A 14,367-nucleotide genomic window follows, 5' to 3' on the forward strand; every position below is an offset into this window, starting at 1 on the left:
AAAATTGCATTAAGCGAAAAAGATCTAAAGTCAGATCATATTGGTATAAGTCGTTATAAGAAAAATCGCTATCCTGCCGCCAGAAATTTATAAGGCCGCGGGTAGCTGTAATGGATGTGGGTAACTTTGGTTTCGTAATTGCCGGCCTGATCGTAGGTTTTATCGTGGGCATGACCGGTGTCGGCGGGGGCTCGTTGATGACCCCGATCCTGTTGTGGTTCGGCATCAACCCGGCCACGGCTGTGGGCACTGACCTGTTGTACGCGGCCATCACCAAGTCCGGTGGCGTGCTGGTACACAGCAAGAACAAGAACATCGATTGGACCATCACCGGCTGGCTGACCCTGGGCAGTGTGCCTGCGGTGCTGCTGACCCTGTGGTTTCTCGCCACCTTGCATACCGATCCTACGGCGATGAACGCGGTCATCAAGCAAGCCCTCGGTGTCGTGTTGCTGTTGACGGCCCTGGCGATCCTGTTCAAGCAACGCCTGCTGGCCTTCGCCCAGCGTCACGCGGGCGACAGCTACCACATGAACCCGCGCAACCTGAACGGCTTGACCGTTGTCACCGGCGCCATCCTCGGCACCATGGTCGCCCTGACTTCAATCGGCGCCGGCGCCCTGGGCACTGTGGCGCTGTTTATCCTGTATCCATTCCTGGCCACGCGCCGCCTGGTCGGCACCGAGATTGCTCACGCCGTGCCCCTGACCCTGGTGGCAGGCCTGGGCCATGCTGGCATGGGCAATATGGACTGGCACCTGCTGGGCTTTCTGCTGATGGGTTCGTTGCCGGGCATTTACTTCGGCAGCCACATGACCGGCAAGATCCCGGACGGCGTGCTTCGCCCGTGCCTGGCGATCATGTTGATGGCGGTTGGTTACAAACTGGCCTTCTGAGGCGTGCGCAGTATCCAATGTGGGAGGGGGCTTGCCCCCGATAGCGGTGGGTCAGTTTTTGAATACAGTGACTGACCCACTGCCATCGGGGGCAAGCCCCCTCCCACAGTTTTGACCCCGCTCAGCCTCAGGCTTTCGCCGGACCATTACCGATCTGCCACACAAACGGCGGCTCGGTGCCATTGATCACCCAGTCCCCCACGATCCGCGCCTTGTAGATCACCGGGTTGTGAGACGACACAGTCCGCGCATTGCGCCAATGCCGATCAAGGGCTTTCCCCTGGCGCACGTCCGACGCCCCCAGTGCGTTGAACAACTCGCTGGTAGCCCGCTGGATCAACTCCGACACCACCACCTGCGCCGTGGCCGACTCAATTTCGGCGGCGACGTTGGCTTCGCGCTCCACGGCGTCATCCCCGCCAAACCGCGCCACGTAAGCCCGTTGCGCTGGCAATGTCGCCCTTAACGCGCTGGCCTCAGCGGCATACACCAGTGCTGCGACTTCGCCCACCACCTGTTGAATCTGTGCGTCCTGGCTCACATGCTGGGCATTGCCGTGGCTGTAGATGCGCTTGCGGCTGCGCACCTGGTGGGCCACATCGCGCAACGCCGCACGGCCGATACCGGCGAGGCTGGCCAGCAGGACAAGTTGGTAGAACGCGGTCTGGTATTTGAAACGGGTGGCAAAGTCGATGACGTTATCCGCCTCGACTTCAGCATCGGTAAAGCGCGAGGTGCCGCTGCCAGTGGTGCGCTGGCCAAAGCCGTCCCAATCGTCGCTGTGCACCACGCCAGGCTGGCGTGCACGGGTTGCAGCGATCACATCGCCGCCGGTGTCGCTGCGTTGGGCGTACACGTCGATCCAGTCAGAGAAAATGCTGCCGGTGCTGTAGAACTTTTCACCATTGAGCTTCCACTTATCGCCGTCGGGGCTGACCTGGGTGACCACATCACCGATGGCCACGTTGCCGATTTCAGTCCAGGCGCAGCCGACGATATCGCCGTCGACAAACCGCTTGAACCACAGGTCCCGGCCGGCACTCGGCGGCGCGTTCAGGCGGTCCTCGGCAAAGGCGAAATGCCCGCGCAGGGCCTGGGGTACGTTGGAGTCGGCTTCGGCCAGTTCGATCAGCAGTTCGAACAGTTGCGGCAGCGAAGCACCGCCACCGCCATATTCCACCGGTACGCGCACCGCGCCGAAACCGGCCTCCTTGAGCCATTGGATCGGCTCATGGGGCAGGGTACGGCTGAGTTCGCGCTGCACCGCACCGTCGGCGATGCGCTGGAAGATCGGCCGGAAGCGCGCGGCCAAGGTGGGGTAATCAACGCCGATGGACAGCGGGTTAATGACGTGATGTTCGGTCATGGGCAAGGCTCCGGGGCAGTGGTCAATGCAAGGGGGATTGCACAGTCCGTGCCGGGTTCGTGGCCCAATGTTTACGGGGGATTTGCGTTGATTACTGTTGCTCCAGCAACAGCATTCCGACAAACCGGCGTGATCCATGACATGTGCGTGCACGCCCGCCGGGGGCGTTTTTTTGGGCGCAACGCCCATGGCATGGGCCTTTGCCACTGACTGGCACGCTTGCTGCTCAAGCCTCGATACATCCCTTTTGCACGAGGTACCGTTCGATGAGTCAGCAAGCCGTGAAATTTGCCTATTGGGTGCCCAACGTCAGCGGTGGGCTGGTGGTCAGTAAGATCGAACAACGCACCCACTGGGGCATCGACTACAACCGTAAATTGGCGCAATTGGCCGAAGAAGCCGGCTTCGAATACGGCCTGACCCAGATCCGCTTCACCGCTGGCTACGGCGCCGAGAACCAGCATGAATCCGTGGCGTTCAGCCATGCGCTGCTGGCGGCGACCACCAAGCTCAAGGTCATCGCCGCGATCCTTCCCGGCCCTTGGCAGCCGGCGCTGGCGGCCAAGCAACTGGCGACCATCGACCAACTCACCAACGGCCGCATTGCGGTGAACATCGTCAGTGGCTGGTTCAAGGGCGAGTTCCAGGCCATCGGCGAACACTGGCTGGAACACGACGAGCGCTATCGCCGTTCCGAGGAATTTATCCGCGCCCTCAAAGGCATCTGGACCCAGGACGACTTTACCTTCAAGGGCGACTTCTACCGTTTCAACAACTACACCCTCAAACCCAAGCCGCTGGGCCAGCCGGAAGTGTTCCAAGGCGGCAGTTCACGGGCCGCGCGGGACATGGCGGCGCGGGTGTCGGATTGGTATTTCACCAACGGCAACACCCCGGAAGGCATCAAGGCCCAGGTCGATGACATTCGCACCAAGGCTGCCGCAAATAACCACTCGGTCAAAGTCGGCGTGAATGCATTCATCATCGCCCGCGACACCGAGGAAGAAGCCCGCGCCGTACTCGCAGAGATCATCGACAAGGCCGACCCGGAAGCCGTGAATGCCTTTGGCGACGCGGCCAAGCAAGCAGGCAAGGCGTCACCCGAAGGCGAGGGCAACTGGGCCAAGTCCAGCTTTGAAGACCTGGTGCAGTACAACGATGGCTTCAAGACCAACCTGATCGGCACTCCGCAGCAGATCGCCGAGCGCATCGTTGCACTCAAGGCCGTAGGCGTGGACCTGGTGCTGGCGGGCTTCCTGCACTTCCAGGAAGAAGTGGAGTACTTCGGCAAACGCGTACTGCCGCTGGTGCGTGAGCTGGAAGCCAAGGCCGGGATCAAGCAGGTGGCCTGACCAAGGTTTTTTCCAGGCGCAGGGCCGGAGTGTGGTCTGCGTAGTAGTCGTTGACCTGGGCGAAGCGCCGGTAGCCATTGCGCTCATACAGCGCAAGGGCGCCGGGGTTGTCGGTGCGCACCTCCAGGCGCAGGTGCGCGCACCCGTGCGTCACCCCGCAGGCCTCGACATGGCTGAGCAACTGCCTGCCCAGCCCGAGGCCGCGTGCGTGGGCGGCAATGGCGATGGAATACAAGCGTGCGAACGCGCTGCCACGACGAAACAGCACTAGCGCATAACCGAGCAACTGCCCGTCCTGTTCCGCCACCAGCAACTGGCCGTGGGCGCGGCTGATCATCCAGTGAAAACTGCGCGATGAGAGCCGGTCACTGGTGAAACACTGTTGTTCCAATGCGACCAATGCCGGTACATCACCGGGTAATGCAACGCGAGAGAAAAGAGCCATATAACCGCCGTAAAAGTTGCGTAACGAAACGGGACTTCCCTAAAAGATCGTGCTTAATAGAAAAGGTCGAGTTCTCTAAAGCGGATCAAATATTATGTCGGCGGTACAAGGTCATTGGCGTGAAGTATCCGAGCAAATTGTCGCGGCGACAATAACTTCGAAGGGCTTTTTTTCTGCGTCGCCTCGAAGTAACAGTCAAGTGGTGATTATTGTTGAGCGCAAGGAAGATTGGGCCTCCTACTTTCCCAGCGAAGACATCGTCACCGCCCAGGAATACCTTGAGCAAACACGGCAAAACGAGACTGGCAAGCGTGTGCAGGTGATCAACCTGTGCCGCAGCTACAAGTACCTGGGGCACGGCTACTACTGCTCGTTGCTGGCCGAAGCGCGCGGACACAAGGTGATTCCCTCGGTGCGTACCATCAGCGAACTGACTAAGAAGTCGCTGTACGGCCTGGCGCTGGATGACCTGGATAAAACCCTTGATAAAGCCTTGAGTCATCACCTCTACAGTAATACCGAAGGGTTTACCCTGACACTTTATTTCGGCAGGACCAATATAGAACCGTTGCAGGAATTGGCCCGCCAGTTGTTTGAAACATTCCCGTGTCCGATCCTCTTGGTTGAATTCAGAAAGAATAACGGTTGGCATATCGAAGGGGTGAAATCCGGCGTATTGCACAAGTTGCGTGACGATCAGGAAGATCAGTTCGCCCATGCCCTTGATAACTTCAGCCGCAAGATCTGGCGCCAACCCCGTTCGCGGCGCCTGGCCCGTTACGACCTGGCAATCCTGCACGATCCACAGGAGCAGCTGCCACCCTCCAACGCCCGTGCCCTGGAGAACTTCATCCGCGTGGGCAAGGGCCTGGGCATCGATGTGGAGCTGATCGAGCGCAAGGACTACGCGCGGCTGGCCGAATACGACGCCTTGCTGATCCGCGAGACCACCAGCGTTGACAACCATACCTACCGCTTTGCCAAAAAAGCCGAAAGCGAAGGCCTGGTGGTGATGGACGACCCCGCGTCGATCCTGCGCTGCACCAACAAGGTCTACCTCACCGACTTGCTCAACAGCCATCAGTTGGGCATGCCCGCCACCGAGATTCTCTACAAGGAGCGACCGGAAGATTTCGAACGGGTCGGCGAGCGCCTAGGGTTTCCGCTGGTGTTGAAGATTCCCGACGGGTGTTTCTCCCGTGGCGTGATCAAGGTCGAAAGCCAGGAAGCCTTGCTCAAGGCCACCGCCGAGTTATTCGAGCATTCGGTGCTGCTGCTGGCCCAGGAATTCTTCTACACCGAGTACGACTGGCGCATCGGCGTACTCAACCGCAAACCGATCTTCGCTTGCCAGTACTTCATGTCCAAGGGCCACTGGCAGATCTATAACCACAAGGCCATCGGCCAGGCCATCAACGGCGAATGCCGCACCCTGGCCGTCCATGAAGCGCCCAAGGCGGTGGTGGAACTGGCGGTGAAGACCGCCAACCTGATCGGCGACGGCCTTTACGGTGTGGACCTCAAGCAGTCCGGCGACAAGGTGGTAGTGATCGAGGTCAACGACAACCCCAACCTCGATGCGGGCATCGAAGATGCCTACTTGCAGGACGACCTGTACAGCCTTGTGCTGGAAGAGTTCGTGCGGCGCCTGGAGTTGAAACGCCAGGGCCAGGTCTGGTGACGCGCGATGATTCAGCGCTTTGAACTGACCGATGGAAAGCTGCGCAGCGGGCATAGCGACGCGGCCCCGATCCTGTTGTTCAACAACCCCGACCTGGCCGAGCGCGAGTGGCTGCGTGATCACCACAAGCTCGACGAGCACGCGTTGGCGTCGGCGCTCGACCCGGACGAAGTCTCACGCATCGAATTTCATCCCGACAACCTGTTCCTGATCTGGAAGCGCCCGGAGAACTATTCCGGTGGCGGCAACCTGGTGTTCGAAGTGGCGTCGTGCGGCCTGCTGTTTTCACCCGGCCGCCTGCTGGTGATCGCCACCGATGAAACCCCACTGAGTGGCCTGGGCCAGCGCCGGCCGTTGCACACGCCCCTGGACGTATTGCTCGACCTGCTGCTCAACAACATCCACCACTACCTGGGCCACCTCAAGGTGATCAAGCTGGTTGCACGGGAGTTGCAGCAGCAGTTCAACGCGTCCATGAGCAACCATCACCTGATGCAGATGTTCAGCCTCAGCGAAAGCCTGATCTATTACATCAACGCGCTGCACAGCAACGGCGCCGTGCTGTCGCGGCTGCGTAACCATGGGGAAAAGGAGCACTTCAGTGCTGAAATTCTCGGCCTTATCGATGACCTGATCATCGAGAACCACCAGTGCTACAAACAGGCGGAGATCTATTCCAACGTGTTTTCCGGGCTGATCGATGCGCGCGGCAACCTGATGAACAACAGCATGAACAACCTGTTGCGCAAGCTGACGCTGATCAACGTGGTGTTCTTGCCGCTCAACCTGATCGCCAGCATTGGCGGTATGTCGGAGTTCAGCATGATGACCGCGGGTACACCGTGGTGGGTGTCGTACCCATTGTTCCTGGCAGCGATGGGGTTGGGCGCCGGCTTGATGGTACTGGCGCTCAAACGGATGGCGGGCGCGACGATGTAAGGGGGGCGAGGGAGTACTTCTTCGACAAGCCCGCTCACCACCGTTTATTCGCCTGGCTGTGTTTGCAAGGTCAGCACTTCAAAGCCATCCGCCGTCACCGCCACCGTGTGCTCCCACTGCGCCGACAGGCTGTTGTCCTTGGTCACCACCGTCCAGCCATCTTTCAGGCTGCGCACCTTGGAACTGCCCTGGTTGAGCATCGGTTCGATGGTAAACACCATGCCTTCGCGCAGTTCCAGCCCGGTGCCGGGTCGGCCGAAGTGCAGGATTTGCGGTTCTTCATGCATCTGCTTGCCGATGCCGTGGCCGCAGTATTCACGCACCACGCTGTAGCCGTTGGCCTGGGCGTGGCTCTGGATCGCGTGGCCGATATCACCCAGGCGTGCGCCGGGTTTGACCTGGCGGATCCCGGCCCACATCGCCTCAAAGGTCATTTCCACCAGGCGCCGCGCCTTGGGGGCGACGTTGCCAATCATGTACATCTTGCTGGAGTCGGCGATAAAGCCACCTTTTTCCAGGGTGATGTCGATGTTGATGATGTCGCCGTCCTTGAGGATCTCCTTGGCGCTGGGCATGCCATGGCACACCACTTCGTTGATTGAGGTGTTGATGGAGAAGGGGTAGTCGTATTGCCCGAGGCTGGCGGGGCGGGCTTTAAGGTCGTTACGAATGAAGGCTTCGACGGCGGCGTCCAGCTCCAGGGTGGAACGGCCGGCGGCGACAAACCCGTCGAGCATGTCGAACACTTGAGCCAGCAGGCGCCCGGATTCGCGCATCACAGCCAGTTGAGCGGCAGTCTTGATCATCAGCTGCGCCCCCGGATCAGGTCGGGCTTGTCCAGCAACAGTTTGTTGATCAGCTCGTTGTACGGCAGGTTGGGGTTGAGTTCGGCGAGCAGGCCGATCTTGATCCAGAACTCGGCCTGGGCGTTGATGGAGCGGTCCATGGCCGCGCTGGCCAGGCGGAGTTGTTCATGCAGTTGGTCGGTGATTTTGACGATGCCCATGGGGTTCACTGTTTAAAGTTGATATACAAAGCGTATATGTTTCGTATATCTATCGTAAACCCCCAAACGCTAAATGGCGCTTGGCCATTGACTTGCCCGGTGACGCCCGGTTAATTTCGTGACATGACATTTCAAACCTTCCGCAGCCAGCCAAGCATTATTACCGCCATTCCTCATTTGGCGGGATAGCACACGGCTGCACCCAAACCCGCCTTAGAGGCGGGTTTTGTTTTTCCGTCTCCAGGGCCCTTGAAAACCAGGAGACACCTATGAGCACGTGCCCCGTCCCCCACACCGCTGATACGGCATTGCTTGAACACTATGTAAAAAAGATCCTCGCTGCCCCGGTCTATGACCTGGCATTGCGTACGCCCCTGCAAGCCGCGCCGGCATTGTCGGCGCTGCTGGGTAACCAGGTGCTGCTCAAGCGCGAAGACCTGCAACCAACCTTTTCCTTCAAGATTCGCGGCGCCTACAACAAGCTGGTGCAGCTCACCGCCGAGCAAAAGGCGCGCGGTGTGGTGACCGCATCGGCGGGGAACCATGCGCAAGGCGTGGCACTGGCGGCGAAGGAGTTGGGGATCAAGGCGCGGATCGTCATGCCGTGCAGCACGCCCGAGTTGAAGGTGTTGGGCGTGCGCTCCCGAGGCGCCGAAGCGGTGTTGCACGGGGAGAGTTTCCCGTTTGCCCTGGCCCATGCGCTGCAACTGGCCGAGACATCCGGATGCACGTTCGTTTCGCCCTTCGATGATCCGGACGTGATCGCCGGCCAGGGCACCGTGGCCATGGAAATCCTGCGCCAGCAACAGGGCCCGTTGGACGCCATCTTCGTGCCGGTGGGTGGCGGCGGTCTGATCGCAGGTATCGCGGCCTACGTCAAATACCTGCGGCCTGAGGTGCGCATTGTCGGTGTCGAGCCCGAAGGCTCCAGTTGCCTGCTGGCCGCCCTGCGCGCCGGTGAGCGGGTGGTGTTGCCGAGCGTCGACGGGTTTGCCGACGGTACCGCCGTAGCGCAGATCGGCGCCTACGGTTTTGAAATCTGCCGGGAGTGGGTGGATGAAGTCATCACCGTGAGCAATGACGAACTGTGCAGCGCCATCAAGCTGATCTACGACGACACCCGTTCCATCACCGAACCCTCTGGCGCGTTGGCGGTGGCGGGCATTCGCAAGTACGTGGCGCAACGAGGCGTGCATGGGCAGACACTGGTGGCGGTGAATTCCGGGGCGAATATCAACTTTGATAGTTTGCGACATGTTGCTGAAAGAGTGATGGCATACGCACACGAAGTGCAGGGTTAAACGTTTAATCGTGGCTGTTCGACGATGTTATAAACACTACGGACGGGGACCTGTTTAAGTTATATAAACTTTCGCGTTCCTTATGAGGAATGGTTACAACGCAAGCGTATTTTGCCGAGTAGGCTGGTAGTTGAAACGTCTTCCAAGGTCGGCAAGACGCGGCAGGCAGGCGTCTGCCACACCCATAAGACTCTGTTGGCAGTCTCAAAAAAGGAGAGGTTGGCCATGCTTTCGGAATTAGAGCTACGCAGCATTATTGAAGGAAGTTTCCTGCCCAAACGGTGCGAATGCACCAAAGCCGAAGATGCTTCGCTGACGATCAAGATCTATGACGATCGCGACCGTGACCGGGTGGATTTGGAGGTCAAAGGCATCAAGACGGACAAACTCGACAGCAGTCGAGCGATTTGCAACCTGATCGCCGGGTTGCGTGAAGATCTGAAAAATACCCCTGCACCCGCCCTGCAAAGAGCGGGAGGTCGAGCCTATTACTAGGCAGACGCCTGAGGGTGAACCACCGAAGACCTGTGGGCTTGGATAAACGCCAGGCCCAATACGGTTTCGGTCGCCACGGCCAGGAAGATCCCCGGCCCGGCGTTGCCATTGAACCACTCACTCAAGCCCAGCACAGCCAGCACCAGGCAACCGATGGCAAAGCCACTGGTCATGGCGCGACGCGTGTCCGAAGGCGGCGCATGGCGGGCCCGGTAAAACATGATGCCGATGGCCAGGAACAGCGCGGCGCTGCGGCGGGCGACCAGGCCTGTGGCGTCTGAAGAATTCACTCCCCACATCCCGAGCAGCAGATCGGGGCGTAACCCCCAGACCAGAGCGAGGGCAAAGCACAGCAGGGCGGTTGTGGTGGCGAGGGTACGAAAACTGAACGGCATGGCGATTCCTTTCGGCCTTGGGACAAGCCCGCAAGAATACGCCTATCTACGCGGGCTTGCTGTGTGACAGTGCAACGCTCAATTCTGGAAGCTGCACGCGTCGGACAGCTTCCGATAGCCCACATCTTCGACTTTCCCAGCCTTGTCCACGAACTTGATATCGGCGTCGATGACTTTGCAGTCATTGGTCGGCGCTTCGTTCATGGCGATCACATGCTTGATGTTCAACGGCATGCCGTATTGGTAAGGCACGGGTTTCTGGTTGTCGGCCTGGGCCAGGCCCGAGACGGCTGCCAGTGCCAGCGCGCCGCCACACAGTAAAGTAAGTAGTTTCATGAAGGTGCTCCGCAAGTGGGTTCGACTTCACTGTCGGCTTGCGGGATTAACCATCGATTAATCGAGGCCTGGCTGACAAAACCTTCATGAAACCGGGTGTTCAGCCCAACTGTTTACGATACGGCAGGTCCGGGCCGGTTTTGGTGCAGGTCAGTGCCGCCGCGCGAATCGCGAAGCCCAGCATGGCGTCAATCTGCGCGCGGGTGAGTTGTTGCAGGCCGTCGACCGAATCCAACTGCTGCTCGGTCAGCCAGGCAATCAACGCAGCCTGGAAGGTATCGCCGGCGCCCACGGTGTCGGCCATCACCACCTTGACCGCAGGTTGCGACCAGGTGCCATGTTGGCGGCTGAACACACTGGCGCCGTCGCCGCCACGGGTGAGGAATACCAACTGGCAACGGTGTTGCAACCAGCCTTGCAGCACGCTTTCCGGCGACTGGTCGGGGTACAGCAGGTGCAGGTCTTCATCGCTGACCTTGATCAGGTCGGCATGTTTGACCAGCTCGGCGACGCGGTCACGCCACAGCTGGATGTCGGGTTGCGGGTTGAGGCGCACGTTGGGGTCGAGGCTGATCAGGCGCTTGCCGCTTTCGCGCTGTACCAGGGCCAGCAGGGTGTCGCCAATCGGTTGCACCACCAGGGAGAACGAGCCGATATGCAGCCCACGCACGTCATCACCGAGTACCGGCAAATGCTCGGCTTGCAGCAGCCGGTCCGCACAGCCCTCACCCCGGAAGTTGTACTGCGGTGAACCATTGGCACCCACGGCGACCATGGACAGGGTGGTCGGCGCGGCGAATTCCACCAGGAACTGCTCGCTGACGCCTTCATCTTTCAGCACCTGCAATAAGCGTCGGCCGAGGAAATCGGTGGACAGGCCGCCGAACAACCCGGCCTCGATGCCCAGGCGGCGTAACCCCACCGCGACGTTGAACGGTGAGCCACCCGCAATCGCCTTGTAGTTGACCTTGGAGGCCTGCCCGCTGGCATCTTCCTCGCTGAAAAAATCGAACAGCGCTTCACCACACACCAGATACATAGTCGTTCGCTCTTAAAGGGTTGCCACGTGCTGTTGATAGCGTTCGTAAGCCAGTTGATAGGCGCTGACATGGGCCGCAACCGGCAGGGTACGGCTGGCCGGGTCGACGCTCACGCATTTGTCGCAGAGGCTGGCCAGGGATTCGCCGGACTGGCTCCACGCAGCCTGGATCGCCGCGCCGAGGGCGGCGGCTTCGCTTTGTTCGGTGCAGATCACTTCGGTGTTCATGATATCGGCGACCATCTGCCGCCACACGGGGCTTTTCGAGCCGCCGCCGATCAGGCGGATACTCTGGCTTTGCAGGCCGGTCTGGCGCAGCAGGTCCAGCCCGTAACGCAGGCCGAAGGTGGTGCCTTCAACCACGGCGCGGCACAGGTTGGCGCGTGTCAGGTTGGTCATGGTCAGGCCGTGCAGGCTGCCAGTGGCGTGGGGCAGGGCGGGTACGCGTTCGCCGTTGAGGAACGGCAGCATGCTGACGCCGTCGGCGCCAATCGGCGCTTGCTCCACCAGGTCGTTGAAGGCGTTCAGGTCCAGTTCGAAGAGCTCGCGTATCACGCCTGTGGCGTTGGTCAGGTTCATCGTGCAGATCAACGGCAACCAGCCGCCGCTGGATGAGCAGAATGTGGCGACCGACGCTTGGGGGCTGACGTTGGGTTGGTCCGAAAACGCATAGACGGTACCCGATGAGCCCAGGCTCATGGTGATCACGCCGGGCGCGATATTACCGGTGCCGATGGCGCCCATCATGTTATCGCCGCCGCCGCTGGCGACGATGGCGTTGGGGTTGATGCCCAGGCGCTCGGCGATGGCAGGCAGGATGCTGCCCACGGTTTGATCGGCTTCGATCAGTTGCGGTAAGGCTTGTTCCAGGCGACCACTGGGGTCGATGTGCTTGAGCAGTGCCACATCCCAGTCACGGCTGCGCACGTTGAAATAGCCGGTGCCGGACGCATCGCCGTATTCTGCGACGGCACGGCCGGTGAGCCAGTAATTGAGGTAGTCGTGGGGCAGCAGGATATGGGCGATTTGCTTGAAGATGTCCGGGTGTTGTTCGCGGGTCCAGAGCAGCTTGGACACGGTGTAGCCCGGTGCGATGGCCACGCCCAGCCGTTCGAGTGAACCGCTTTCGCCGCCCAGATGTTGCAGCAGGCGGTCGTTCTCCGGCGCGGTTTCGGTGTCGCACCACAGCTTGGCCGGGCGCAAGACCTGGCCTTGGTCATCCAGCAGCACCAGCCCGTGCTGCTGGCCGGAAACGCCGATACCAAGGATGTCCTGGCCGTCCACGCCAGCCTGTTGCAGGGCGCGGTGGGTGGCTTCGGTAAAGGCGTCCAGCCATTCCTGGGTGTGCTGTTCGCGACGGCCATTGGCGCCGCTGATCAACGTGTGCGCGGCGGCGCCCAGGCCCAGCACCTTGCCGCTGGAGGCGTCGAGGACGATGGCTTTGGTGCCTTGGGTGCCGCAGTCGATGCCGAGGAACAGGTTTTGCTGGGTCATGATGGTGTGCTCAGCAGTGTTATTTTTTTTGGATTGGCAACCCGGTCCAGTGTGGGAGGGGGCTTGCCCCCGATGGCAGTGGGTCAGTCAAAGATATTTGACTGACACACCCTCATCGGGGGCAAGCCCCTTCTCACATTTAAACCGGTTTCTTCAGGAGGTGCTTCAGGGTAGTGGTGACGCCGTTATCACGCAGACTCTCATAGCACCGCTCGAACGCTGCCACAAACGCCGGCGAGTTGGGAATAGCCGTGCCAAAAATCTCTTCTACGCCCAGTAGGCGTTTGCTGATCAGCGCATCGTCAGTCACCAACCCCTGGCAGAATTCCGCCCGCGGATCGGGGATTTTGTAGCTCACCCCATTCTCATCCACGCCCTTCAAATACAAGGCCCAGGCTGCGACGACCAGCGCCGCGCGCTCTGTTTCACGCCCATCGGCAATCAGATGATTAATGGTCGGCACGGTGAACTTGGGAAACTTCGACGAGCCGTCCGAACACACGCGCTCCAACTGGTCGGCAATCGCCTGGTTGGAGAAGCGATCCACCAGCGTCTGCTTGTAGTCGGTCAGGTCGATGCCCGGTACCGGCGCGAGGTTTGGCGTGACGTCGAGGTCCATGTAGGCACGCATGTAGGCTACGAACAGCGGGTCGTTCATGGTCTCGTGCACAAACCGATAACCCTTGAGAAACCCCAGGTAGGTCAGTGCCAGGTGGCTGCCGTTGAGCAAACCGATCTTCATCTCTTCATAGGGCGTCACATCGTCGGTGAACTGCACGCCGACCTTTTCCCACGCCGGGCGGCCGTTGACGAATTTGTCTTCCAGCACCCACTGCACGAAGGGTTCGCACACCACTGGCCAGGCATCGTCAATGCCGTGTTCATCGTGCAATTGCAGGCGGTGGGCGGTGCTGGTCATGGGGGTGATGCGGTCGACCATGGCATTCGGGAAGCTCACATTGGCCTCGATCCAGTCATGCAACTCGGCATTGTGCAGGGCGGCAAACGCCAGCAATGCCTTGCGCGTGACGGCGCCGTTGTGGGGCAGGTTATCGCAGGACATCACGGTGAACGCGGGAATGCCGGCGGCGCGGCGTTGGGTCAGCGCCGCGCAGATAAAACCGAACACGGTTTTCGGCGCTGCGGGGTGCGCCAGGTCATGCTGGATCTGCGGCAGGTGGGCCATGAACTCGCCGTTGCTGTCGTCGATGCAGTAACCGCCCTCGGTGATGGTCAGCGAGACGATGCGGATTTCAGGGCTGGCGAGCTTGTCGATCAGGGCTTGGGCGCTGTCTTCGGCCAGCAGCATGTCGCTGATGGCACCGATTACGCGCACTTCGGTGTCGTCGGTGTCGCCCAGTTCATACAGGGTGAACAGGTAGTCCTGGCCGGCCAGATCGTCGCGGGCTTTGCGGTCCTCGGCCCGCAGTCCGACGCCGCAGATGCTCCAGTCCAGGCCTTCACCGGTGTTCATCAGCGCATCGGTGTAATACGCCTGATGCGCGCGGTGGAAGCCGCCGACGCCGATATGGGCGATGCCCTGACGGGTGTCGGCAATGGCGTAGGCCGGGATTTTCACCTGCTCAGCCAGTTGCGTGAGGTTCTGTGTGTTCAATTTCATA

At 60.4% G+C, this 14,367-nt stretch carries 14 protein-coding genes and 1 pseudogene; 6 read left to right on the forward strand and 9 right to left on the reverse strand.

Going from position 1 to position 14,367, the window contains the following annotated elements; translation table 11 throughout:
• Window positions 1–110: 110 nt before the first annotated feature.
• Window positions 111–896, forward strand: a complete 786-nt coding sequence (locus LRO94_RS12580) for a sulfite exporter TauE/SafE family protein (protein WP_095185880.1) — start codon at window positions 111–113, stop codon at window positions 894–896.
• Window positions 897–1,023: 127 nt separating this feature from the next.
• Here LRO94_RS12580 and LRO94_RS12585 read toward each other — a convergent pair whose 3' ends face one another.
• On the reverse strand, window positions 1,024–2,262 hold the full coding sequence (locus tag LRO94_RS12585) for an acyl-CoA dehydrogenase family protein (RefSeq protein ID WP_099602885.1): 1,239 nt from the start codon (window positions 2,260–2,262) through the stop codon (window positions 1,024–1,026).
• A 266-nt stretch (window positions 2,263–2,528) separates the two neighbouring features.
• Between LRO94_RS12585 and sfnG the strand changes: the two genes are divergently transcribed.
• Window positions 2,529–3,614 carry a dimethylsulfone monooxygenase SfnG gene (gene sfnG / locus LRO94_RS12590; RefSeq protein WP_032886892.1) on the forward strand — a complete coding sequence of 362 codons (1,086 nt, stop codon included), beginning with the start codon at window positions 2,529–2,531 and terminating at the stop codon, window positions 3,612–3,614.
• Here the strand turns inward: sfnG and LRO94_RS12595 are convergent.
• Window positions 3,610–4,059, reverse strand: a pseudogene (locus tag LRO94_RS12595) (GNAT family N-acetyltransferase); the annotation flags it as partial. The gene sfnG and the pseudogene LRO94_RS12595 overlap by 5 nt on opposite strands.
• 94 nt (window positions 4,060–4,153) lie before the next feature.
• Between LRO94_RS12595 and LRO94_RS12600 the strand changes: the two are divergent.
• Together LRO94_RS12600 and LRO94_RS12605 are read left to right on the forward strand one after the other, a co-directional pair.
• Window positions 4,154–5,740, forward strand: a complete 1,587-nt coding sequence (locus tag LRO94_RS12600; RefSeq protein ID WP_032886887.1) for a RimK family protein — start codon at window positions 4,154–4,156, stop codon at window positions 5,738–5,740.
• Between the two features lie 6 nt (window positions 5,741–5,746).
• Window positions 5,747–6,679, forward strand: coding sequence for a magnesium transporter CorA family protein (locus LRO94_RS12605; protein WP_179179139.1), 933 nt, complete (start codon window positions 5,747–5,749; stop codon window positions 6,677–6,679).
• A 44-nt stretch (window positions 6,680–6,723) separates the two neighbouring features.
• Here the strand turns inward: LRO94_RS12605 and map are convergent, their stop codons facing one another.
• Both map and LRO94_RS12615 read right to left on the reverse strand, forming a co-directional pair.
• Entirely contained in the window at window positions 6,724–7,485 is a 762-nt protein-coding gene (gene map, locus LRO94_RS12610) for a type I methionyl aminopeptidase (RefSeq protein ID WP_099602882.1), read from the reverse strand.
• Window positions 7,485–7,685 (reverse strand): ParD-like family protein, encoded by a 201-nt coding sequence (locus tag LRO94_RS12615; RefSeq protein WP_025855286.1) that lies wholly within the window; start codon window positions 7,683–7,685, stop codon window positions 7,485–7,487. The genes map and LRO94_RS12615 overlap by 1 nt, the downstream gene beginning before the upstream one ends.
• A 269-nt stretch (window positions 7,686–7,954) precedes the next feature.
• Here LRO94_RS12615 and ilvA point away from each other — a divergent pair, with 269 nt between their 5' ends.
• Together ilvA and LRO94_RS12625 are read left to right on the forward strand one after the other, a co-directional pair.
• Entirely contained in the window at window positions 7,955–8,986 is a 1,032-nt protein-coding gene (ilvA, locus tag LRO94_RS12620) for a threonine ammonia-lyase, biosynthetic (protein ID WP_179179138.1), read from the forward strand.
• Between the two features lie 225 nt (window positions 8,987–9,211).
• Window positions 9,212–9,481 carry a DUF1652 domain-containing protein gene (locus LRO94_RS12625; RefSeq protein ID WP_095185874.1) on the forward strand — a complete coding sequence of 90 codons (270 nt, stop codon included), beginning with the start codon at window positions 9,212–9,214 and terminating at the stop codon, window positions 9,479–9,481.
• Here LRO94_RS12625 and LRO94_RS12630 read toward each other — a convergent pair.
• From LRO94_RS12630 to LRO94_RS12650, 5 genes are all read right to left on the reverse strand, one after another.
• Window positions 9,478–9,876 carry a hypothetical protein gene (locus LRO94_RS12630; RefSeq protein ID WP_095185873.1) on the reverse strand — a complete coding sequence of 133 codons (399 nt, stop codon included), beginning with the start codon at window positions 9,874–9,876 and terminating at the stop codon, window positions 9,478–9,480. The genes LRO94_RS12625 and LRO94_RS12630 overlap by 4 nt on opposite strands.
• Window positions 9,877–9,954: 78 nt before the next feature.
• Window positions 9,955–10,212, reverse strand: coding sequence for a DUF2790 domain-containing protein (locus tag LRO94_RS12635; RefSeq protein ID WP_032886878.1), 258 nt, complete (start codon window positions 10,210–10,212; stop codon window positions 9,955–9,957).
• A 100-nt stretch (window positions 10,213–10,312) separates the two neighbouring features.
• Complete coding sequence (locus tag LRO94_RS12640; RefSeq protein ID WP_122681362.1) at window positions 10,313–11,251, reverse strand: carbohydrate kinase family protein; 939 nt, start codon at window positions 11,249–11,251, stop codon at window positions 10,313–10,315.
• Window positions 11,252–11,263: 12 nt separating this feature from the next.
• A complete protein-coding gene (gene xylB / locus LRO94_RS12645) occupies window positions 11,264–12,745 on the reverse strand; it encodes a xylulokinase (RefSeq protein WP_179179137.1) in 1,482 nt (493 codons plus the stop codon).
• A gap of 139 nt (window positions 12,746–12,884) precedes the next feature.
• A complete protein-coding gene (locus LRO94_RS12650; protein WP_179179136.1) occupies window positions 12,885–14,366 on the reverse strand; it encodes a mannitol dehydrogenase family protein in 1,482 nt (493 codons plus the stop codon).
• Window position 14,367 lies beyond the last annotated feature (1 nt).

The organism is Pseudomonas sivasensis (assembly GCF_021391435.1).
GTDB classification, from domain to species: domain Bacteria; phylum Pseudomonadota; class Gammaproteobacteria; order Pseudomonadales; family Pseudomonadaceae; genus Aquipseudomonas; species Aquipseudomonas sivasensis.

Coding starts and splice junctions, on each gene's coding strand:
- LRO94_RS12580 (WP_095185880.1), top strand. CDS start 111: ATGGATGTGGGTAACTTTGGTTTCGTAATTGCCGGCCTGATCGTAGGT.
- LRO94_RS12585 (WP_099602885.1), bottom strand. CDS start 2,262: ATGACCGAACATCACGTCATTAACCCGCTGTCCATCGGCGTTGATTAC.
- sfnG (WP_032886892.1), top strand. CDS start 2,529: ATGAGTCAGCAAGCCGTGAAATTTGCCTATTGGGTGCCCAACGTCAGC.
- LRO94_RS12600 (WP_032886887.1), top strand. CDS start 4,154: ATGTCGGCGGTACAAGGTCATTGGCGTGAAGTATCCGAGCAAATTGTC.
- LRO94_RS12605 (WP_179179139.1), top strand. CDS start 5,747: ATGATTCAGCGCTTTGAACTGACCGATGGAAAGCTGCGCAGCGGGCAT.
- map (WP_099602882.1), bottom strand. CDS start 7,485: ATGATCAAGACTGCCGCTCAACTGGCTGTGATGCGCGAATCCGGGCGC.
- LRO94_RS12615 (WP_025855286.1), bottom strand. CDS start 7,685: ATGGGCATCGTCAAAATCACCGACCAACTGCATGAACAACTCCGCCTG.
- ilvA (WP_179179138.1), top strand. CDS start 7,955: ATGAGCACGTGCCCCGTCCCCCACACCGCTGATACGGCATTGCTTGAA.
- LRO94_RS12625 (WP_095185874.1), top strand. CDS start 9,212: ATGCTTTCGGAATTAGAGCTACGCAGCATTATTGAAGGAAGTTTCCTG.
- LRO94_RS12630 (WP_095185873.1), bottom strand. CDS start 9,876: ATGCCGTTCAGTTTTCGTACCCTCGCCACCACAACCGCCCTGCTGTGC.
- LRO94_RS12635 (WP_032886878.1), bottom strand. CDS start 10,212: ATGAAACTACTTACTTTACTGTGTGGCGGCGCGCTGGCACTGGCAGCC.
- LRO94_RS12640 (WP_122681362.1), bottom strand. CDS start 11,251: ATGTATCTGGTGTGTGGTGAAGCGCTGTTCGATTTTTTCAGCGAGGAA.
- xylB (WP_179179137.1), bottom strand. CDS start 12,745: ATGACCCAGCAAAACCTGTTCCTCGGCATCGACTGCGGCACCCAAGGC.
- LRO94_RS12650 (WP_179179136.1), bottom strand. CDS start 14,366: ATGAAATTGAACACACAGAACCTCACGCAACTGGCTGAGCAGGTGAAA.